This window comes from Fibrisoma limi BUZ 3 (assembly GCF_000296815.2).
Taxonomy (GTDB): Bacteria; Bacteroidota; Bacteroidia; order Cytophagales; family Spirosomataceae; genus Fibrisoma; species Fibrisoma limi.
In genome coordinates this window covers 1,055,584-1,078,229 of record NZ_CAIT01000004.1, presented here as the reverse complement: position 1 = coordinate 1,078,229, position 22,646 = coordinate 1,055,584, and the positions used below count along the sequence as shown (strand labels likewise).

Here is a 22,646-nt window from a genome sequence, read left to right as displayed (position 1 = left end):
TCCCCGGCAGAAGCCTGCCGGGGTATTTTTTGTGAAGCTACTACGTCCAACGACTTCGGACTACTCCATAGCCATTTCGACGTGCTGCGGGGCCTCCACTTTTTTGCCGATGAACAGCAACAGCAGGGGTACGCAGACCAGGAAGAAGCCGCCGATGACCAGGAACGCATCGGCATACGTCATCACGAGCGCCTGCCGCATCACCGTCCCTTTCATCATGGCGTATGCCTTCGCCGTGGCATTCACCAACGCGTCGCCTTTTGAGAGGAACAGGCTGGTGTACTGCCGGATGCGCTCGGCCGACAGCGGGTTATACATCGAGATGTTGTCCGAAAGCCTTGACACGTGCAGCACCGAACGGGTGGAGATGTAGGTTGTCATGATGGCCGTACCGAACGTACCACCCAACTGCCGGATCGTGTTCGACAGGGCAGACCCCTGCGGAATCTCGATGCTCTCCAGGTCGGCCAGCGTAACGGTAGTCAGCGGAATAAAGATCAGCCCCATGCCGATGCCCCGGATGACCAGCGGCCAGAAGAAATAGTCGGGACCCGCATCCAGGCTGATGGCCGACAGGTCGTAACAGAACCCAAAGAACAGCAGAAAACCAATGCCGGCGTACCAGATGGGCGAGATGACATTCTTCCGCAAAAGGCCACCCACTACCGGCATCATCATGGCCGTTGCGAGCGAACCCGGCATCAGCAACCAGCCCGTCTGACTCGCCGTAAAACCCAGGATGGTCTGACAGAAAACCGGAACGATGAACACTGACGCAAACAGCCCGAAGCCCAGAATGAAATTAAACAGCGTACCAACCGCATACCGTCGCCGACGTAGTAACCGCAGATCGAGGATTGGCGCTTTTACCGTCAACTGTCGCCAGATAAACCCGATCAGGCCAATGCCGGCGGCAATGGACATACCGATGATAAAGCTCGAGTCGAACCAGTCTTTCTCCTGACCTTTTTCCAGGATAATCTGTAATCCGCCAATGCCCGCAATCAACAGAAACAACGCAAGCCAGTCCATCTTGCCCGCCACCATTTTCTCGGCCGGCTCTTTGATGTACATATAGGTCAGGAAGGTGGCCAGAATACCGAAGGGGATGTTGATGAAAAACACCCAGTTCCAGGAAAGATTATCCGTGATATAACCACCCAGCGTAGGCCCAATAGAGGGGCCGATGATGACACCCAGCCCGAAGATTGCGTTGGCGATGCCCACATCTTCCTTCGGAAACGTCTGGATCAGAATCGATTGCGCCGTTGTGAGCAGCCCACCGCCCCCGATACCCTGTACGACCCGAAAGAAGACCAGCTCCCAGACGTTTGTGGCCGTACCGCAGAAGATTGAAGCGATTGTAAAGAGGACGATCGAAGCCGCGAAGTAGTTTCTGCGGCCAAGTTTGGCCGTCAACCAGCCCGACATCGTGATCATGACCGCACTGGCGGCTGCGTACCCCGTCACCACCCAGCTAATATCACCCAGCGATGCACCGAGGTTACCCATCATCTGGTTCAGGGTTACGTTCACGATCGACGAGTCAATGGTTTGCAGCAGGGCCGCCGTGGTTACTGTTATCACCACGATCCATTTATCAAAACCAAATCGCATGAAGTATTGAGAGTTATGCGGTATTCGGTTTCAGTTTACAGTAGACGGTTTATACCCGAACTCTGTAAACCGGAAACCGAATCCCGATGTATTATTTCTGTAAGTTTACCGCTACGGTCGCGCTCATACCCGGCCGGAGTTTAGCGTACACAGGACTGTTCTTATCCAGTTCAATCCGAACCGGAATCCGCTGCACCACTTTTACGTAGTTACCCGTTGCATTATCAGGTGGCAATAAGGAGAACCGGGCTCCGGTTGCCCCGGCAAACGAACCGACCTGACCCGACAGCTTTTCGCCTTCGTACGCGTCCACATCAATGTCTACGCGCTGCCCGGGCTGCATGTGCTGCAACTGCGTTTCCTTAAAGTTAGCCGTTACCCACAGGTTTGAGTGACCAACCACGGAGCACAACGCCTGACCCGGCTGAATCAACTGCCCAACCTGCACGGCCCGCCGGGATACAATGCCCGATGCCGGAGCCCGTACGATGGTGTATGATAGTTGAAGTCTGGCCAGATCAAGCTCGGCCTGACGTTGCTTCACAGCCGCCTGAGCCACCGAAATCTGGCCCTGCGTTACGCGTTGCTGCGAATTCGTTACGGATGTCTGCGTACCGGCTGCGTTCACCTGCGACTGCGCCGTACGCAACTGCGCCTGAGCGGCCTGAAGCTGGGCCTGGGCCGCATCGCGTTCGGCTTTCACGGCGTCGAACTGCTGCTGCGGTACGGTGCGTTCGGCCAGTAGCCGCTCATACCGGGTGAAGTCCTGCGATGCCTTCCAGAAGCGGGCCTGAGCGGCTGCTACATTGGCCTGGGCTGTGGCTACGTTGTCTCGGGCCGTTTGCACCGATGCCTGCGAGCTTTGCACCGTGGCCGAAGCAACCCCTACGCTTGAGCGCGTTACGCCCGCACTGGCCAGGGCGCTTTGCAGAGCGGCTTCCGCCTGGGCTGCCCGGATGCGGTAATCCGCATCGTCGAGTACGACCAGCGTATCGCCTTCTTTCACGTACTGGTTATCGTTGAACCGAATCGCTTTCACGTAACCACCCACCTTCGGGGTCACGGGATCAACATCGCCGTCGATCTGGGCGTCGTCGGTGGTTTCATGCAATTGCAGGTAGCGGAATTCGCTATACCCAAAGAAGATGGCAACAGCCAGGATAATGACCCCGCCGATGCGAAATAGAGTTTTCTTAGAATTAGCCATGATGTTTGTCGAGCACTAGTTGAGATTGCTGCCGGTCGCTTTCAGTAGCCGTTGATACGCCAGTTGAGCGTCGACGGTAGAGTTGAGAGAGTTCAGTTGCGCCTGAATCTGGAAGCTGTTGGCTTCGAGCAGGTCGCTGGACAGCACCAGCCCATTGCGGAACCGCGATTCGGTCAGCCGGTAGTTTTCCTGCGCCTGTTTCAGGGCCGTTTGGATGACGTTCTGCTTTTCGAGTGCCAGTTGATAGTTGTTGTACTCGCTGACAACTTCATTCTTGATCTGGTCAATCTGCTGCTGACTCTGGAGATTGGCCTGATCAACCGTATTTTTGGCTTCGGCCACTTTGCCTTTGTGGTTGTAGAGCGAACCAATGTTATAGCTAAGCCCCAGCCCTACGTTCCAGGCGCTGATGTACGAATTGGTTTCGGGCAGCAGCTTACGGGTCGGGTTGATGTAGTTATACCCGGCCGATACGCCCAGGTGCGGTAAGGCCGCGCCCTTCGTAGCCCGCAGGCCCGATTCAGCCGCGCGGGTCCGTAACGCATTAGCCTGTACTTCAGGACGCACCTGCACGGCCTGCGCCAGAAAATCGCTGAGCGGTTGAGCCGTCACGGCCGGATTGTTCAGTAACGTATCGACCGAGATGGCCTGTCCTTCGGGCAAGCCGACCAGCAGCGCCAGGTTGTACGTAGCCGTTTGACGTGCTTTATCCACTTCCAGGCGGCTCAGTTGCAGGTTATTCTTCTGCAACTGGATCTTCAGTACTTCGTTGTCGGTGACGACCCCTTCCCGCGCCAGGTTTCTGGCTTCGCGCTCACGTTCGTCGAACTGACGAATGTTCTGGTCGATGATGGCCGCCGAGCGCATCAGCTTGACAATGTTGTAATACGAAGCCGTAACGGTGTAGACAAGTTCGGAGCGGTTCCGCTGGGCATCCAGCCGGCTTGCGTCGGCCAGTAATTGGGCCGACAGCTTTGCGGATTGCTCGGCAAAGCCACCAAAAATGGATTTGCTGACCGTAACGCCCCCCATAGTTGCGTCAAAAGCTCCCGTCGGAATGGCAAACAAGGGCTTTGTACCGTCTCCCCCGCCAAGCGCAAAGGGCGACGTCAGGTTGTAGTGCGAATAGGACAGCGAAGCCGATGCCTGCGGCAGGCTCTGTTCTTTGGCCTGTTGCAGCCGGGCTTCCGCCGTCTGTACCCGCGAGTTCGCTAATTTCAGCGTCGTGTTGTTCTGCAACGCCAGCTCGATTGCCCGGTTAAGTGGCAACGGCGTCGGTTGCGCTACGGCGCTACCCAGGCCGAGCAACCATAGCCCGGCCCACATTACGCAGTTTTTCATACTAAGCATTTCTGATTTTATCCAGGAGTATATTCAAGGTTTCCACTTCTTCGTCGGTGAGGTGGTTGACGATCGATTCAAAGTCTTTGAATTCCTGCGCCACCTCCCCCACAAAACGGTTCGCGTCGTCCGTCAGGCGGAGATTAACGCGTCGCCGGTTTTGTTCATCCACTTCCCGCACCACCAGATTCTTGGCAACCAGCCGGTCAATCAACCGGGTGATGTCGGAGTTATGATCCGCCAAACGCTCTTTTACCTCACTGACCGTCAGCGAATCGGGATACACATCCTGCAGCCGCCGAAGCACCGAATACTGCTGAACCGACAGGTCATGGGGCGACAGCTTCTGCTGGAAGTAATTGATAATGAAGCCATCTGTCCGATGCAAATTGGCAATGAGCCGGTGGTATTGGTTTCGAAATGGACCGTTCATGGTGTGTCTTGTTTCGTTTACAGGAATAACCAACATTTGTTTAAACAAATTTTGTTTAAACAGATTTTAATGAGATTATAATCCCGCTGTATTCGCTGCCGACAATAGTCAGTTCATCGGTGGCTTTTTCCGTTTCAGACGGTTGCTGATTGATTTCTGGCGCGTCTGAGCGCCATTTTTGATCCGTCAACAGACAACCTTCCTTTTTATTGACCTTTTACCAACAAATACGATGACAACTAAAAAAATCCTGTTTGCCACCATGCCAATGGATGGCCACTTCAACCCCCTGACTGGTCTGGCTGTTCATTTGCATAACCAGGGTCACGACGTACGCTGGTACGTGGGCGGACACTACGGTGCCAAAGTGAAAAAGCTGGGCCTGATTCATTACCCTTACCATAAAGCCCAGGTTATCAATCAGGAGAATCTGGACGAGGTTTTCCCTGAACGTCAGAAGATCAAAGGGACCGTACCCCGGCTGCGCTTTGACCTCAACAATGTCTTCCTGCTGCGCGCTCCCGAATTCATTACCGACGTTACGGCCATCCACAAATCATTCCCATTCGATCTGCTCATATGCGACACCATGTTCTCAGCGGCTCCCATGCTGCGCCATATTCTGAACGTTCCGGTAGCGGCCGTAGGCATTGTGCCCCTGAGTGAAACCTCGAAAGAACTGCCACCGGCCGGCCTGGGTATGGAGCCTGCTACCGGTTTCTTTGGGCGGCTGAAGCAGGACTTCCTGCGCTTTATGACTACCCGTATCCTCTTCAAGCCCTGCGACGATTTGTACAACGAGATCCGGCAGCGCTATAACATGGAACCAGCCCGTGATTTTGTCTTCGACTCGTTTATCCGCACCGCCGATTTGTACCTGCAAAGTGGTGTACCGGGCTTTGAATACAAACGGAGCAAGATGAGTGCTAACGTCCGGTTTGTCGGCCCGCTTCTCCCCTACTCCAGCGGTATTAAGCCAAACTTTGCCCATGCGGCCAAACTGAAGCAGTATAAAAAGGTAATTCTGGCCACGCAGGGCACGGTAGAACGCGATCCGGAGAAGATTCTGGTGCCGACGCTCGAAGCGTTCAAAGACACCGATCACCTGGTCGTCATAACAACGGGCGGTTCTAAAACGGCCGAGTTGCGCGCCCGGTATCCGCAGAAAAATGTCATCATCGAAGACTTCATTGACTTTAACCTCATCATGCCCCATGCCGACGTATACGTAACCAATTCGGGTTTCGGCGGAGTGATGCTGAGCATTCAGCATGGCCTGCCAATGGTAGCTGCCGGTGTTCACGAGGGTAAAAACGAGATTGCAGCCCGCATTGGCTATTTCAAACTGGGGATGAATCTGAAGACAGAAACCCCTACGCCGGACCAGATCCGGACAAGCGTCGAAACGGTTCTGACCGATCAGACCTACCGCCGGAACTTAGCCCGGTTGCGGACGGAGTTCGCTCAGTACGACCCAATGGCGTTGAGTGAGCGATATATCAACGAGCTGCTGGCCAAACAACCGCGCAAGCAACACGAAGCCGTAGAAGCAATCTAACTCAAATACGCGGATCAACCCGAAGGCCGTCAGCAACACCGACGGCCTTCGGGTTGATCCGGTACAATCGTGGGCTCGGGTCGAAGTACTAAGCAGATGTATCCTGTTCCCCTTCGCCAACGGGTTCGGGGCCAGTAAATACCGAAAAACTGGTGATGGGTGCCGACTGCCCGGCCGCCGGTTCCGCATCGTACTGAAGCCGCACAGAAACCGGTTTTTCTTTCCGTAGCATATCGTAATACTGCGAAAACTCATCGGCCGGAATTCGGGCACTGGCCCGGAACGTACCGTCCGACAGTTTGATGACCTCCCCGGTCGATGCAGCCTGGCGATCCGGTACAAAACTCAGGATAAACAGTGTCAACTGGGGCGCACTTCCCTCAAAGCGGAGGTGGATGAACTTGGTCCGCCAGTCAGGCTGGGCCGGGGTTTTGCCGCGGCCGTGATCAAAATGCAGGTCGTAGGTGCTGATTCTGCCTTCAACAGTTGCCATATTACTTGGGTCGTTTGTGAAGCGGCTAGTTAGCCGGCACTAATAAATACTCATTTAAGCTATTGCCTGTTTTCCGGCTTTCGGACGTACGTAGCAGGTGAAGTTCGGCTTCGGTAGGCGTTGCTGTAATGTAGAACTCGACAGTACCGATACTGCCCGATGGTTTCGGGGTCAGGTTTTCCAGAATCAGCCGCTGGTTGTCCGGCGATATGCTCCAGGTACCAGTCGTTGGCCGGCCATCCAGATCGGTCAGTATGGCTTTGTCGGCCTGGCTAAGATTCAGCCGGAAATTCACATAGCCCGGCCGGACATTACTGGTTGCTCCGGCCGTGTACACCACCGTCGTACCTTCTTTCACTTGCTTTGCCTGCCAGATTTTACCGATCAGGTCGTTGATGGGCGTAACCGCCTTGGGCCGACAACCCGCGACAACGCTAATGAGTATAAAGAATGCGATGCGTTTCATAAAATCATGATTTTTTGCGTGATGCGCTGACCATCCAATTCAACGAGTACTACATACAGCCCGACGGGTAATCCACGCAGATCACGCTGCCAGCCCGTTGCACTCCCCGCCGGAATTCGTTCGTTGAGAACGGCTGTCCCCCGGGCGTCCATCACCCGAACGGCCGCTCCCCGGGGCATCAGCTTACCCGGCTGGACGTACAGGATTCGCTCGGCGGCATACACCATTCGCTTAGGTTCGATTTTAGGCGCAACCGCCGTAATCAGGGCATCGGGGTCCAGTTTAGCTACGTTGCTGTATGGCGAACTACCGGCATCGTTGGTGGCTTTAATGCGGTAGTAGTACGTATTATAGTCCAGAATTTCGCGGTCGAAAAACTCGCGTGGCCCCGCCGATTGCCGTCCAATCTCGAAAAAGCCTGCCGTGGGGCTGGTCGACCGCTCGATGATCACCCCGGTTGGATTGCCCGTCAGCGGCTCCCAGGTCAGACGAATCCGGTCAAAATCCAGCGGTTCAACCTGTAGGTTTTTCGGCGCATCAGGTACGGGCGGGGCGAGGGTTGTGGCATCCGCTACGTTTGAATAGCCCGATGGCCCGATGGCGTTGACGGCCCGAACACGGTAGTAATAGCGGGTTGAGCCGCTTAGGCCTGTATGCTGATAGGAAGTCGCATTAGGGCCTAAATCTGCGATCTTCGTAAAGGTCACTCCATCTGTCGACTGCTCTATCTGAAAGCCTGTTTCATTGGTCGACAGATCGGCCCATTGCAGATTAATCTGGTTGAACGAAATGACCTGAGCCGTTAGCCGGGCCGGGGCTACGGGCGGCACGTCGAAGGTTGTCGCGTCCGCCAGGTTCGAGTAGGCCGACTGCCCGCCCGCATTGATCGCTCTGACCCTGTAAACATACTTCCTGGCTGGCGTCAAGCCGGTATGTTGGTACGACCTTGTGTTGGCAGCCAGGTCCGCAATCTTGTTGAACGTCGTTCCATCCAGACTTTGCTCGAGTTCAAAACCACTTTCATTCGTAGCGTTATCAGTCCAGTTTACGTTGATCTGGCTGGATGATACGGCTACAGCAGTCAGACCGGTTGGCGCGGCTGGTGGTGGCACCGGAGCCGCAGGAGTTGTGGCATCCGCTACGTTTGAATAACCCGATGGCCCGATGGCGTTGACGGCCCGAACACGGTAGTAATAGCGCGTTGAGCCGGTTAAGCCCGTGTTTTGATAGCTGGTCGTGTTTGGCCCGAGGTCAGTAATCTTCGTGAAGGTGGTTCCGTCGGTACTCTGCTCCAGTTGGAAACCGGTTTCATTGCCCGACAGGTCAGCCCAGGTCAGGTTGATCTGGCTGAACGACACCGCCTGCGCCGTCAGTCGAGCCGGGGCCTGCGGGGCTACGTCGAAGGTAGTAGCCGCTGCGTTATTGGACACCGGCGACTGTCCACCAGCGTTGACCGCATAGACCCGGTACACGTAGCGAGTAGCCGAATTTAGCCCTGTGTTCTGAAACGTGGTCACATCCGGCCGGAGGTCGGCGATTTTTGTAAAACTGGTACCGTCCAGACTCTGCTCAACCACGTAGCCCGTTTCGTTGGCAGCGTTGTCGGTCCAGTTCAGGTTAATCTGGCTGGATGACACGGCTACGGCACTCAGACCGGTCGGCGCGGCTGGTGGCGGTACGGGCGGTGCCTGGGTAGCCGCGCAGTCGGTATTGGAGAACCCCGAAACGCCCCCGGCATTTTTGGCCCGCACCCGGTAGCAATACTGCGTGCTGGCGTTCCGATTCTTGTCTTCATAGCTGGTTGTGTTAACCCCAAGATCAGCGATCTTCTCGAACGGCCCACCCGGTTGAGCAGCTCGTTCCAACTCAAAGCCCGTTTCGTTGTCGGATACGTCGGCCCACTGTACATTGATCTGCGTGGCCGAAACGGCGCTGGCGACCAGTCGCGCCGGCGCATTCGGAATGCTCTGTTGGGTAGTAGCACAGACAATGGCCGAGTACTCATGGCCGCTTTCGCCAATGCGATAACAGAATTCAGTATTGGATGGCAATCCGGTGTCGGTGTATTCTCCGCTATCGCCCAGCCAGTCTTTGATCCGCTCCCACCGCCCCGACTGCCCCAGCCGCCGTTCGATGAAGATGGACGATTCCTTGCCAAAGGGGTTCCAGGTTAGTTGAATGGCACTGCTGTTCAATGCCGTCGCTTTCAGGTTGACAATACTGGTTGGAGCCAGGGGAACCGTCGCGCAGACAATGGTAGAGTAACCCGCTGGCTCGTAAGATGCGTCATATTGTACCCGATAACAGTACTCGACACCCGGCTGTACACTCCTGTCGGTGTAGCCCGCCCCTGACGTAGCAATCCGTTCGAAACGTCCTGACTGCCCGGTACGTCGTTCAACAACGTACGTCCCCTCCTTAGCAACGTCCGTCCAGCTCAACTCGATTACATTCCCATTTTTCACCGTGGCTTTCAAGTCATTAACCACCGGTGGCGTTGCGTAGGTCTGGGCATTGACCGTTGCCGAAGCGAATCCGGATGTTCCTGGCACCAGCGCCTTGACGTAGTAATAATATCGCGTATTTGGCGTTAGCCCCGTATTACAGTATTCGGTAGCGCTGGCGGTTACGTCGGCGATCTTCGTAAAATTACGGTTGTCAGTGCTGCGCCAGATTTCGTTGGCCGACACGCGCGGAGACGTATTGGTCCAGGTTACGCAGATCTGGGTTGAGTTCACCGTCCGGGCCGCTACGGTACCGGGCGTCTGGGCAGTGGCAGTATGACCCAGCAGACACAACGCGAGCAGACACAGCATGTAGATCGATTTCATGTCGAATGGGGTTTAGCGGATCGTGACCCGGGCCAGGTTGGATAAATTAGACTCGGTGCCGTCGGGGTAGATAACCCGAACGGCATACTCGTACTGCCCGGCCGACACCCGATTGTCGTCGAAGGTGGTTTTGCGATTCACGGAATCGTAGCTCCGCAAACCGCTTTGCGGCATCGCCCGATAGACCACAAACCGGACATCCTGCCGGGGGTACGACCACACCAGCGATACCGTTTTCTGGTCGGCACCAAAGCGCACGGTCAGGTCACTCACGGGCCGGGGCGATAGCCGCAGGGTTTTGGTATGCAGCGGAAACGACGCTTCAGAACGCAGGCCGGCCGAGTCAACGGCAACCAGCGCATACGAATACGCCGTGTTGGGTTTAAGCCCCGAATCGGTGAAGCTCGTTTGTGTTTTATCAATCGTTTTAACTTCCGTCCATCGGCTTACGGCACTCTCCCGGCGCAGTACAATCTGACGAGCGACATCATCGCTGCTGCTCCGGGACCAGGCAAGCGTGACGGTGGTATCGCCGGCCGTGTACGTACTGATTACCGGAGCCACCGGCCGAAGCTTGTCGGGGCGGGTCAACGCCAGAACGTCGGACGGTTCGCTGGGATTAAGGTTCTTATCGTAGGCAATCACCCGGTAGTATTTTTTGCGGGTCAGCGTCCGGAGCGTAGTCGTATCGTTGAATACCGGAATGGCCAGAAAGCCCGGTGTTTCGGCCGTAAATACGTGCGACGGATCATTTGCCGCAATGACCGAATAGCCAAGCAAGTCAGGTTCGGTGTTCCGGTCCCAGACGATACGTACAAAACCCGTCGAGTCAATATAGCCCTGTAGGTTTTTCGGCTTGGCCGGTCCTTTCGTGTCGTTGAAAAAGCAGTAGGCTGGCAGCGAACGGCTGGCATTCCGGGCCGTATCGACCGCTACGACCATGTAGTACGTCGGCAGATACGGCAGCGCGGTCGTATCAACAAATTCGCGTTGGTTACCTGGCAGCAATCGACTCGTCAAGGGCAGGAAGGGACCTTCGGTTGAATTGGCCTTTGCCACGAAGTATCCAGCCAGATCACCTTCGGTCTTGCTGCGCTGCCACGTTATACGAACCTGACTAGCTTTCAGGTGTGTTGTCCGCACGTCGGTGACCGCTTCGGGGGGTGTCCGGTCGATACCCCGTATGGATACGGTCGCCGACGGTGTGCTCAACTCTCCAAACGGCGTCAGACCCAAAACACGATACTGGTACGACCGATAGTTCTGCGCCACCGAATCCGAGAAGGAATACACCTGCGCAAACTTACCGGTTGGCGGCTGAATCCAGGGCCGCTGGTTAATCCGCCTGAATGTCTTGCCGCCATCGGTTGACCGTTCGACGTAGTAAGCCGTAAACTGAGCATCGGCTAACGCCCGGCTCCAGACCAGCGAAACGGTACGGTCGCCGGCCTCCGCCCGAACGGTTACCATAGCCGGGCGTTCGCCAGGTCCATCGTTGACAACCATCGCGGCCGCCGTATCGGACGGATACAGCGTCGTGTCGGTCAGGGCGGTGACGGAATAGACGTAACGGGCACCCCGCTTCACGTTTTTATCGATGAACCCAAGCCCCATTCCCCGGGCGTGAACCGGATTGGCATCCGCCAGAACCAGCGCAATAGCCATGCGCAGATCATTCTGGTTTTTCTGCTGCATCAGCTTATCCAGCGAAACGGCTTCCGTACTAGCCAGCGGCTCGTTTTTACCGTACAGCAATTGCACACAAACACCAGCCAACGTATCGCGGGGACTGACGCGCTGTTTCCACTCCTCTACGGTCCAGGGTTTCACGGCAACCCGAAAATCCGTCGTAATAGACCGGTCGGCGTTGACCGTCCGGCGCGTCAGGGCATAGCCACCGGAGCGCACGGCTGCTTTGAACAGCAAGGCATCGGCAGGAGCCCAGCGCACCATGACCGAGTCACCGTACGAACGGGTAAGTGCACCAACGTGGTAGCGGGTTGGTCGTGGCTGTTTATTGGGGAGAACTGCCGCAGCCCGGCGCTGCGCTATGGCAGGGCTCAACGTAGTCAGCAGCAACAGTATAAATAGCGTACGCATGGTGGTGATCATTTGAGCGGTAAAAACTTGCCGGTCATGGCCCATTTACCTTTGTTCTTGCCGGGCGCTTCGGCGTTGTATTGCAGGCTGGAGAGATTACCGTTGAGAATAGGCGTATAAAAATCGAAGGCGTCAGCGGCCAGGAACTCGACACTGAAGCCGGCTTTCCCGGCGTACTTCTTCATGGGTATGAAATCCCGCCACCGGTAGTAGTCGTAGTAGCCATCGTAGAACAGAAAAACACCCGCCAGTTGGTTGTTTTCAGTCACCACCTTCATGAACGCCTTGGTTTCGTGGGTTTCCCCGAGGCATTTGACCAGTTCGTCTTTCTTCTGCGCCGTGATGCAGCCCGGATACTTGTCCCAGAACTCCCCCAGTTTGTCTATGCAGGCACTCATGCGCTTCCACCACTCGTCGTAGACCACCCAGGACTTGTAGCCGAAGCTGTAGCTGACGGGGCTCCCCGATTCACCGAACGCATAGTCTGTAATGGGGTCTTTGGTTTCGATCGTAACCAGTGGCATCCAGAACTCTCCGCCTTCCGACGTATTGCTTACCGGCGTGTTCGCCATCTGCATTAGCTCGCCCTTCGTTGTTTCGAGGGTGCTTTTTACGCCCCCGTTCTTTTCCATGGTCTTGTTCAGGCTTCCCTTTACCTGACCGAAGGCGGGGGTATACCACAGGCTCACGAAGAGCACCAGCCGGGTTATCGTTTTCATGGTTATTGCTTCTGGTTGAATCCTTGCATGACTCCTTTGATAATCAGCAGCTCGTCGAGTGCTTTTTTAGATAGCCGCGGTTCCGGTTTGGCGGAGTTGGCCGGATCGAACACAACCATAGAATTGGCGGCATCCAGTGCGGTATTGATCGTTTGCCCGTTCAATGACGCTTCCAGTGATGTATAGGGAAAAATGTTGCTGAAGACTGGATACACGAAGTCCTTAAACCACGCGTTATCGGTGCTGGCTCCGGCCCGGTAGTTCACCAGCGGCTGCAACGTAACGCCCCCGGCAACGGCCCTCGGTAACAGTTCGTACTCATCAAATCGCTCCGGGGCTGTAAACGGAATCGAGTAGGCGTTGTCAACCACATAGCCGTTACGCTGGACCGGGTATACCGTTTGTTTCAGCGGCTGCAGCGTCGACGCGGCCAGTTTCTCCTTCAGCTGATTGAACTTACTGGTTTTGAAGTAGTAGCTATAGATCACCTGCTCGTACTTCTTGCGGTAGTCGTCGGGAGAGGCCGACTCCTTCACAGTTATGTTCAGATTGGCTACGTCGTAATATTTCTCTTTGTAAATGACGGAATTCAAGGCTACGGGCACGGGCTGGCTCTGCACCCGGAATGTCTGCTCGGTCAACGTACGAGCCTTGTTGTTCACCTCCTGTCCCAGTCCGCCCAACTCCTGACCGGGCACGTACACCTTTGCCGCGAGGCTTGTCTGACTCGCCAGATTGATGGTCTGCCCAACGAACAGATTCTTTGCCGAAACCGCCACTGATTTCTGCTTCGCCTGGGCTTCCAGCGCCTGCTGCTCCTTGATCAGCAGGTCGGTGGGTTCGCGGTAAAGCTCCAGGCGGTAGAGCGTACTGTTCTGCAAGCCAACGGGCAGGTTGTAGGTGACGCGGTTGTTGTCAGTAAACTTGGCGTCGGCCACCAGTGCACCCCCGAGTTTACCCGAATCGAACGCACCGCCTTTATACGGAACGAAGCGAACTTTCAGCGAGTAGTATTTGTCGCTCTGCAGGTTGTCCATGCAGCACATTTTCGCCGACAGCCGGATGAACCCGCTGCTCCCATCATTTTTCATGAAGTAGCGTTGCCCTTCAAACGGGTACGAGAACGAAACCGTAGCGTTATCCCCGCCCTCGTTGGTCAATGAGGTCAGGCAGGGTCCCGTCCGGAACGATACGCTGGCACTTTGTTCCACGGGCTTACCTTTGTAACTGTACACGGTAAATCCTGCCTTCGGATCGTCGTGCCAGACCTCAACGCCTACCGTCAGGTTGTAAGCCGCATTCGCCGAGAGGGCGGTGCTCCGATAAAAGTATGCCGCATAGTTGGTCGCATCCTCCTCGTTACTCTGGCTGTACTTGATCCAGCCACCGTCGTCATTCGTGCAGGCGGCATCAGCTCCGTCCTTACTGGTCCGCTGCAAGCCGAACCGTTCCCCTTTTTTGTAGACAATACGGAATCGACGGTGTAGTTCTTTGCCGTCCGGCGTCTGCTCGTCGATCTCAATCCACGATTCCACCGGGTAATTGAACTCCGCAAACAGCGGGGTCAGAATTGATACCTTATCATCAGCAGACGTGCTCGGGCCGATGCGGGAGATGAGCGGCAGATCGGCGAAGGGGTTGCTGGGCGTGTAAGCCGGTTTACACTGGCCTTCTTTGTTGTACCAGAAATCCATGTTCACTTTGCCCTTTACCAGCCCGTCCAGTACGTTGTAGCGCAGCAGTACATTCCCGTGGAACCAGATAGGATTGACCATACCGCCTTCCAGCAAGGCTCCGGCTGTCACTTCCAGGGCCTTGATCTTACCCGAGTAGATCCAGGTATCGACCTCAATCCCCAGCGCAAAGTACAGGTAGGCATAGAGTTGCCCGTTGGCGTACCAGCCGTTGATACCGGGCAAACTGCCCCCGCAGGCCTGATCGGTATTATACAGCACCAGATCGTAACCCAACGCCCCTTCGAAGTCCAGGAAGAATGGCCCAACGCTGTACTTGTTCCCCGGTAAACTGTAGCCCGCGCCAAACGCCAGCATTGGATTTTTCCCCTTGCTGATGAGCGGTGTCACGTCCATGCCGGAGTAGTTCAGGTCGTTGAGTACACTCTGACTAACGCCGTACGGGTTAGGCGGCAATTTGCCAACGTCGCCCGGTAAGTCATTGCCCGTCAGCAGATACGAGCCGAAGGTAAATGTCGGCTTACCGCCAAGCAGGATGCTCAGGCTGTTTCGGTTCGTCGGTACCCCCAGGCTAAAGAACCATCGTCCCTGACCGGGCTTGATATGCAGACCGACCTGTCTGGCTTCGGCCTTGACTCCGAAGCCACCTACGCTATAGAGCGCGGTCAGACTCCCCTGGGCGTCGAATACGTTGTCAGCGATGTTATACTTGAGATCAATGGTGCCTTTGGCCAGCTCGTTTCCGTAAGCAGGGGGTGCATTGGCCAGCAGATACGCATCGCCGTGGATATTGACCAACGTTGGCGTTAGTTTTTCAGCAAACTCCATGGTCAGTGCCCCACTGACGTTCAACAAGTTGGAGCCAAGCGTACCGACAATCACTTCGGCCTTAAAACCGAGCTTGGTGCTGTTGTCGGGCTTGTAGTCGATTTCGCCCTGGTCGTTGGTGAACTGAGTCATGCGCTGATAAGCCCCGCCCCCAAAGCCCTTGAAAGCAACCGGCGTTGTGCCGATGGCAACGCCCCCACCCGGCAGTACGGCCGTTCCGCCAATAGACCAATACCGGAAGCCACCTGCCGTCGCCAGCGTCCTGCCGAAGCGGGCTTTAACGGCCAGTCCTCCCACAAACCCGATACCCAGCTTGGCCGCCCCGCCGAACCCATTGCCATATATAGGATGATCGCGGTAGAACTCCAGATCGACATCGGCCGTCATGGGTCCCACGGTTCCGTTACCTTTGATCCGGTCAACCAGAAAATCGACGTACTGCCAATCCGGGCGCCCACCCGTCAGACCGGCCGAGAACCGGACCCGGGCCGTTGTGCTCAGGGCCAGTTGAGCCGACTCGACCAGATCAAGATTGCCCGTGAAGCCAAAGTCAAACTGACCAGCAACGACTTCTTGTCCTTTTTTGGCTTCCGACAAGCCTACGTTACTAAGCGTGAACGGCATGCCCGCCAGGTCTTTCTGGGGGGAGGCAAACGAAGCTTCCAGCCCGTCGAGCTTCACGTATGGAGCCGCCGACATCAGCGTCAGCTTATGGAACGTCATACCGGGGGCAATGAACGTTCCGGTATTGATGCTTACTTTCCCGTCCAGTACAGCTTCTGCCAGTAAGCTCCCCCCTTTGTTGCCAACGGTGATGTAGGTCAGGTCTTTATTCAGCGACAACTGCGCTTTCCAGATGTCAACGGCGGCATCCTGCTTAGGGCTGATCAAAAACTGGTAGGCCATGTCGCCCCCGTTTTCGTTCTTCGACAGTGTACACCGCCAGGGCCATACCGAACTCTCGTTCATGTTCTCCTTGTATTTGAAGATGGGTAGCACCACCTGGCCAACCATGAACGACCCTTTGAAGCTGCTTTTCAGAAAATCGACCCCGACCGTATCGATCGACGCGTACCAGCTAGCGAGGTTACCTTCGCCCAGGCCCAGCAGATTCGCCAGAAATGCCTGTCCGGTCAGCCCCTGATCGTCGTAGATGAGGTTTTTGACGCCACTGGCCAGTTCCTTGCCTGAGGGAGCCATTTTGGAGAAGAACCCGCCCAGTTTGAGCCGGAGCATTGGAAAATACAGTCCTTTCCAGAGGTTCGTTTCGGCTTCGGGTTTGTAGCCGGTCGGGAGCGGTCCGGGCGTAGTGGTTTCGGAGTGGTCGTAGAGTGCCGGCTGGTTGTTGTCCATCGAGAACCTGAAGTCCTCCAGGCCGGTCACGTAGAACTCCGGAAACTTGAACTGAGCAGTCCAGTTGCTGAAATCAGCACCGACCAGCCCAAAGTTGACCCCTATTTCCAGCGGGTCTTTTGTTTCGGCGTTCACCAGTCCGGGCGGTTTCAATCCGGCGTGTACCCGCAGTTGCTTATACCCATCGACATCGAACACCACGTGTGTAATCTGGGTCGTATCCGGCATTTCCCACGGACCTTTGGGCGGGAAAGCGTCCAGCCCTTTCAGCGCGAAATAGGGCGTCAGCTTCAATTCGCTGGCCAGGTACAAGATGCCCTCGCCACAGGGCTTTTCCGGACTAAGACACAGGTTTTTGCCACTGAGCGGTATGCCGCTGACCCATTCGCCGGGCGTCTTAATCCAGGTATTGGCATCGAAATACGCGTTTACGGGCGTGAAGGTGACGTTGGTGATGGCGATTACCGTATTGACCGGCCCAATCCGTTTGTCGATTCCAAAGGGTACCTCGAAGCCGATGCTGTTGACCGTGTTTTTAAGCGACGAAACGAGCATGTCTTTGTTGTTCGACAAGGTTTCGCTGATGTTGCTGATCTGGTCGCTGGTTAATACGGGGGGCGTATAATCGGGGTTATCCCAGTTGGGTTTCAGCGATGGATTGGCTTTGTCGCTGTAGCGGGCGCGAATCACACCGCCAATGACCTGCCCGGCGGCATTGCACTGTACGTCATAGAGCTGCACGCGCAGTTTGGCGTAGGAGCTGTTGACGATGGGGATGGGAATCATGCCGTCGCCGTTGAGCTTCCCGTCCACCTCATTAACGTTGTCCAGCAGCGATACCTGGAACCCGGCCACGGTAGCGGAGCGGCTTTGCAGCACCCCCGAATTAGCAACGACGTCGTCGGTGATGTCAAGCTGGCAGGAGCACTTCACGGGCAGGTTGCCGGACTTGACTTTCATCACCACACCCGCCTTTTTGAGTGAGTCCAGCTTACTTTGGAAGGAATCCGCTTTGCCATACGTGAAGACACAAACCGGGCTCTTGCCATCGTTCAGAAAGTTGAGCCGACGAGACCGATCAATGGCCTGCACCCGCCAGGCATACCGCTTGCCCACCTGCAATGGCGGCTGGGTAGGACCATAGAGAAACGTATTGATGCGCAGGTTCCGAACTTCTACCCCTGATTTTGGCAGCGCAATGGCGTCGATGAACACGTTCGGATCGACGTTCTCCTGCGGCAGTTCCACGACCCGAAGGGTGTAGTCTACCTGCGCGGGCGACACACCAACCGGCGGTGTCCAAGTAAAGACAAGCCCCTGGGGTACGGTTGGGGAAACGGACGATTCGCAAAGCGGGCTGATGGTAATGGGGGGCTCGACTGACCGCACGACAATCGGTGCCGAACAGCCCAGCGGAAACTCCGCCGACAGCGGCTGGCCAGCCGGCCGGTTGGAACAGGCCGTCCCCGGTGCGCCGAGCGTACCTTCACTGAACGCCCGAACGCATAACTGATAGTTGCCATCGGGCAGCGGCAATCCGCGATACAGCAGATTCTTGTCCATGCCCTGTACATCGATCTGGCCCAGGTCAAATAGTCCTTCCAGATCAGCGCGGCTGAGAAGCCGGTTCTCGCCCGGTGCCAATTGAAGTGGCTGCAGGGGCCGGTACTGGGGCGACGTAGCGATGACTACGCCGTTGTCGCCGGTGAGCGTTCCGTTGAACCGCGACCGTAGCGGACACTGGGTCGTATTGCGTACCAAGATCTGCACCCGCTGCCCGGCTCCGGCGTAATCCTGTAGGTATGCACTGTACGGAGGCAGTACGTTGACCTGAATTTGTAGCGGAAAGGTTTGCGCGTACGCCGTGTTTTTCACCGCAAAGACGCAAAGAATAGCGCAAAGCACGCGAAGCAGGTCTTGCGGCCGTGGCGTTAGTCGCTGCGTCTTCGCACCGGGCCGCCCGGCGGTTACTGAGTTAGAACGTGATGCCATAGCCGAGGTTACCTCTGAGTTCGTTGAATCGTTGTTCAGCCAGTCCTGTGTTGGAGTTGAGATAGCCCAGGTTCAGGCTGACAGTCTGCCGCTTAGCGACCTGATATCCGCCGTTCACCGACGCGTTGATGATCGTTCCCGTTACGCCATTCTGCTGGTTGACCAGGTAGCTTACGTTGAAGGAAGTCGTTAGCTTCTTGTTGAGGAAGGCTTGCGTACCGCCGAGTGTAGGCCCGAAAAAGCGAACCGTCCGGCTAATGGAATCAGCACCCGGTATCACCACGGCCGCAGGCAGGCCCGTTTCGGTGTACGACAGCATGGCGTTCAGGCCCCAGCCCGTTACGGTCTGCTGGTAGAAATAGCCCAGGTTCAGGTTTGTATTCGTGTTCTCGGTGAAGGCGGCCGTGTTGGTATTGAGGTCGCTCAGTTTCTGATACGTCGTTGTCAGCGTAATGATGTGTGCCACCTCGTTCGTCTGGATGGTGTAGCGGGTGTTGACCGTAGCCGACAGGTTGTTCTGAGCGAGCCGGAGCGTATCGATTAATGGCCGAACACCCGCCTGCTGGCTGATGCCATAATTGGATAATTGCAGATCGAAGCCCCATTTCGCGCTGGGATTGACCGATGCCGTCAGCGATCCGATGGTGCGTCCGGTACGGGCGTTCTTGTTCTGGCCAAGGTTGTCATACTGCACCCCGTAACTGCCCACCAGATTCAGTTTGCCGCCCAGCATTGTAAGCGTGGGCGCAATGGCGTAGCTTTCAATATCGCTCTGGAAATAGTACGCACCCATGGTCTGGAAGTTCGGGTCGATGCGCTTGTACTGGAGTTTCAGCCCAACGATCTTGTTGCGGTATCCAATAGCGGCCTGCGTGGCCTGCGTCAGTTGCGTCGACAGCCGGGGTGTGAAGAACCGGCCGAAGAAGCGCACCACCGGCGATTTTCCTTCACCTGAAACTACGCTGCTGCGGAGGTCGCGGGTATAGGCGCTGACAGCCGCATCGAACTCGACCGTAATGTGTTTGACGATCAGCAACCGCGACGTAGCGCCAACGACGAGGTTTTCGGCGGGGTTAACGGTACGTTCGGCGGTTGGGGCTACCGGGCCAATGGACAGCGAATCGTCTTTTGCCCGCAACATGACCAGATCGACGTAGTTACCGGGTTTTCCGTAGCCAACTTTCACAGCGTAGCCAGTGCGGCTGTACGACGGAATAATATCCGGCTCGGCGAGGTTCGACGCAATGGCCTTGTTGAGCCGCCCGTACACCGCCCCCACCCGCAGTTTGCCGGGATTTAGTTCAACCCCTCCGCCTAAGAACGTATGCCCCGCCAGCGTAAACGGCGAAAACGTAACGTTCCGGTAGCCGGCGTGAACAGTCGCCCATTTGTACGTCGGCGATACGCCAAACTGGTTGAAGGGTTGCCGAAAGCTACTCCCCTGATTGCCCAGCACCGCCGAGAACGGTAGCGAAATACCGCCCGGCAGGTTTACCGTTACCGAGCCGCTCAGCCCAAACGGCGAGGTCTGGTTACGGGCCGCCAGGCCACTGGCCGTGTACAACCCCGCGTAGGCGTTCAACCCACCCGACACCTTCACCGGCGACGATTTCGTCTGAGCCAGGATGGGGAAGCCAACGCAGCTAAAGCCAAGAAGGAAGAGAAACAGGCGCATACACAAGGGGTTAGCGGTTGTGCCGAATGGCTGCGACAAAAGTATCCGACGGAACAAGGCACTTCAATCGGATAAATGTATGAGCGGGAAACTACGCAGGTGGTATACAGCAAGACTATCTACCTTGTAATCAACAGTTTACCAATTATCCTCGTGATACCTTGTTCGGTAGATTCCGTAAAAACACGCAACGGTTAACCCTGTAGGAGATTATGCCTTTCCGTATCGCCTTGCTGTCAAAATTGACTGCATAAAAACGGGGCAGGAATAGGTTCCTGCCCCGTTTTTATGCTTGCTGACTGCGGTTACCCCTTCCTATTTTGAAAAGTTGACCGATACCTGCATGGTGCGCCAGGCTTCGGCCCGATCCCGGTCGTGGTGATACGTAGGCTTGGTCATCTTGGCGTACGTAACTGGATTTTCAAGCATGAGCAGTTGGATGGGGGCAACCAGGAAAGGCGGCTGATTGGACGAAGCTGCATAGTTCAATTGCAGCTTGAACATTACCCGGTTTGGACGGGTGTACGGCGCGGGCAGATTAGGGCTGACCGTGATTGTGCTGTCCACAACGGTCGTTTCGCCCGGTGAGATCGGATCGGTAATCGACGCTCTGGTCAGTCGGTACCTCGACGTTGCGAACGACGGGGTATTTACACGCCGAAAATCGACCGATACGTTGTAGAACAACGACCCACCAGACGAATTTGTAGTCTGGCTGACCGCCTTACTCTTTGGTAAAGAAACCGGTTGGCCGTTGGCGGTACTGGTAGCCAGCACCTCATTGTTCTGCCCCATGAAGTAAATTGTAGTAATCTGAAATTCGCAGGGATACGGACGATCCTGCCCGTTCAGCATTTTACAGTTTGTGGCAGCGATTCGGGCACCCTGCATGGGTTCAGGCGTGACCACCGGCGTTGAACAGGAGTCGATCAAAACGACTATAAAGCCGAGAAGGATTGCGATTTTCATTGGGCAAAAATGGTTTAGTAGGCACTCGCTGAGCGCCTGGTTGAAGGAAATCTGAATGAACAGTTGATCAGAATTTTTTACGTAGTCGGATAAAGAGATCCGGCGGGAAACAGCGTTTTTCGCAAGCGGTCAATCCATCTTGATTTACCGAAACATACCGGTTTTGAGGGCCTTGGCTACGGCCTCTGACTTGGAGTTGACGTGCAGTTTTTCGTAGATGTTAACAATATGAGTCCGAACCGTACCCATGCTGATGCCACAGTGGTGCGCGATAAGCTTGTAGCTATCGCCTTCGACCAGCCGTTTCAGCACCTCGCGTTCCTTTTCGGTCAGGTCCATCTGGTTGGGCTTCGGTTGATGAAAGGCAGCCAGCACCTTCAGAGCCACCGAGGGGGTCATGGCCGCGCCCCCCGACATCACTTCCCGAATGGCGTCGGCAATACGGTCGCCCGGGGTTTTCTTCAGGAGGTACCCGACCGCCCCGGCCGAGATCGCGTCGAAGATTCGTTCGGTATCTTCAAATACGGTCAGCATCAGCACCTTGGGCAACCGACCCGCATCACGCAGCAATCGTACCGCTTCGATACCCGTCCGGCCGGGCATGTCAATATCCATCAGGATGACGTCGGGTAAATCGCGCGTTACGTTCTCGACTACCGCCAGCGCATTGGAATAAATACCCAGGGGAAGCAGATCATCGGTGGCGTCGAAGAGCAGCGCCAGCGTATCGCGCAGGGAATCGTTGTCGTCGTAGATGGATACGCGGATCATGGTGTGTGCAGGTCTTGGAGCGTTCGAGTACTTACAGGTTTTCTACGGGCATTTTAAACTGCCCATTGCTTACTACTACTTCCGTTTTATCTCCGCTGTTGTACGTTTTGAGCGAGAAGGTACCTTCAATGACGTTTCCGCTGAAGCGTGTTACCGTTACCGTGCCGGTCCGGCCGCCCTGGATGGTGTACATCGTATTTTTCTTCACGTCAACGTAGCTGCCGGTGCTTTTATTCGAAAGCCGGTCTTCCAGTGTGATTGCTGATGCGCCACTGAAGTCGACCAGCGTAAAGCCAACCTGATGGGTATTGGTTGAGCCCGTCACCGTCAGGCGTTTGGTTGCTTTTTCGTACGTTGATACCGCCGAGCCAGTCGTGAAGGATTGGCCATTGATGTCAGCGCTTAAGGTCGCTTCCGTTGCCGGTGCTACCGCATCGTCGGACTGGCTGCACGCTACGTTCAGCATGATCAGCAGGGCCGTCCAGAAAAGTTTGTGAGGACTCATAACCGTGTCTTTTTGGAATGTGATTGTTGCTTTTCAGTAGTTATTACTGATACAACAAAGGTAGATCACAGCTAAACCCTTGTAAATCGGATAA

Annotated in this window: 15 protein-coding genes; 1 reads left to right on the top strand and 14 read right to left on the bottom strand. The window is 55.8% G+C overall.

Going from position 1 to position 22,646, the window contains the following annotated elements:
- Positions 1–60: 60 nt before the first annotated feature.
- The 4 genes from BN8_RS04775 to BN8_RS04760 all read right to left on the bottom strand — a co-directional run bounded on the left by BN8_RS04775 (position 61) and on the right by BN8_RS04760 (position 4,598).
- Positions 61–1,617: a DHA2 family efflux MFS transporter permease subunit gene (locus tag BN8_RS04775; RefSeq protein ID WP_009280679.1), complete on the bottom strand. Its 1,557-nt coding sequence runs from the start codon at positions 1,615–1,617 to the stop codon at positions 61–63.
- Positions 1,618–1,708: 91 nt separating this feature from the next.
- Entirely contained in the window at positions 1,709–2,824 is a 1,116-nt protein-coding gene (locus BN8_RS04770) for an HlyD family secretion protein (RefSeq protein WP_009280678.1), read from the bottom strand.
- A 15-nt stretch (positions 2,825–2,839) separates the two neighbouring features.
- Positions 2,840–4,165: a TolC family protein gene (locus BN8_RS04765; protein ID WP_040005328.1), complete on the bottom strand. Its 1,326-nt coding sequence runs from the start codon at positions 4,163–4,165 to the stop codon at positions 2,840–2,842.
- Position 4,166: 1 nt separating this feature from the next.
- The gene (locus tag BN8_RS04760; protein WP_040005327.1) at positions 4,167–4,598 is read right to left on the bottom strand and encodes a MarR family winged helix-turn-helix transcriptional regulator; all 432 of its coding nucleotides are present in this window, start codon (positions 4,596–4,598) and stop codon (positions 4,167–4,169) included.
- 232 nt (positions 4,599–4,830) lie between these two features.
- On the opposite strand from BN8_RS04760, the gene BN8_RS04755 reads away from it, so the two are divergent.
- Positions 4,831–6,156 (top strand): glycosyltransferase, encoded by a 1,326-nt coding sequence (locus BN8_RS04755; RefSeq protein WP_009280674.1) that lies wholly within the window; start codon positions 4,831–4,833, stop codon positions 6,154–6,156.
- Between the two features lie 88 nt (positions 6,157–6,244).
- Here the strand turns inward: BN8_RS04755 and BN8_RS04750 are convergent, their stop codons facing one another.
- From BN8_RS04750 to BN8_RS04705, 10 genes are all read right to left on the bottom strand, one after another.
- A complete protein-coding gene (locus BN8_RS04750) occupies positions 6,245–6,649 on the bottom strand; it encodes a hypothetical protein (protein WP_009280673.1) in 405 nt (134 codons plus the stop codon).
- Positions 6,650–6,674: 25 nt separating this feature from the next.
- Complete coding sequence (locus tag BN8_RS04745; protein WP_009280672.1) at positions 6,675–7,115, bottom strand: hypothetical protein; 441 nt, start codon at positions 7,113–7,115, stop codon at positions 6,675–6,677.
- A complete protein-coding gene (locus tag BN8_RS31530; protein WP_009280671.1) occupies positions 7,112–9,946 on the bottom strand; it encodes a fibronectin type III domain-containing protein in 2,835 nt (944 codons plus the stop codon). Before BN8_RS31530 ends, BN8_RS04745 begins: the two co-directional genes overlap by 4 nt.
- Positions 9,947–9,958: 12 nt before the next feature.
- On the bottom strand, positions 9,959–12,046 hold the full coding sequence (locus BN8_RS04735) for a fibronectin type III domain-containing protein (protein WP_192579021.1): 2,088 nt from the start codon (positions 12,044–12,046) through the stop codon (positions 9,959–9,961).
- An 8-nt stretch (positions 12,047–12,054) separates the two neighbouring features.
- On the bottom strand, positions 12,055–12,765 hold the full coding sequence (locus BN8_RS04730; RefSeq protein ID WP_009280669.1) for a hypothetical protein: 711 nt from the start codon (positions 12,763–12,765) through the stop codon (positions 12,055–12,057).
- A gap of 2 nt (positions 12,766–12,767) precedes the next feature.
- Positions 12,768–18,632: a hypothetical protein gene (locus BN8_RS04725; protein WP_009280668.1), complete on the bottom strand. Its 5,865-nt coding sequence runs from the start codon at positions 18,630–18,632 to the stop codon at positions 12,768–12,770.
- Entirely contained in the window at positions 18,616–20,307 is a 1,692-nt protein-coding gene (locus BN8_RS04720) for a hypothetical protein (protein WP_009280667.1), read from the bottom strand. The genes BN8_RS04725 and BN8_RS04720 overlap by 17 nt, the downstream gene beginning before the upstream one ends.
- Positions 20,308–20,622: 315 nt before the next feature.
- On the bottom strand, positions 20,623–21,276 hold the full coding sequence (locus BN8_RS04715; protein WP_009280666.1) for a hypothetical protein: 654 nt from the start codon (positions 21,274–21,276) through the stop codon (positions 20,623–20,625).
- A gap of 144 nt (positions 21,277–21,420) precedes the next feature.
- Positions 21,421–22,047 (bottom strand): response regulator, encoded by a 627-nt coding sequence (locus tag BN8_RS04710; protein WP_009280665.1) that lies wholly within the window; start codon positions 22,045–22,047, stop codon positions 21,421–21,423.
- Between the two features lie 31 nt (positions 22,048–22,078).
- Positions 22,079–22,552: a DUF6252 domain-containing protein gene (locus tag BN8_RS04705; RefSeq protein ID WP_009280664.1), complete on the bottom strand. Its 474-nt coding sequence runs from the start codon at positions 22,550–22,552 to the stop codon at positions 22,079–22,081.
- Positions 22,553–22,646: the final 94 nt, after the last annotated feature.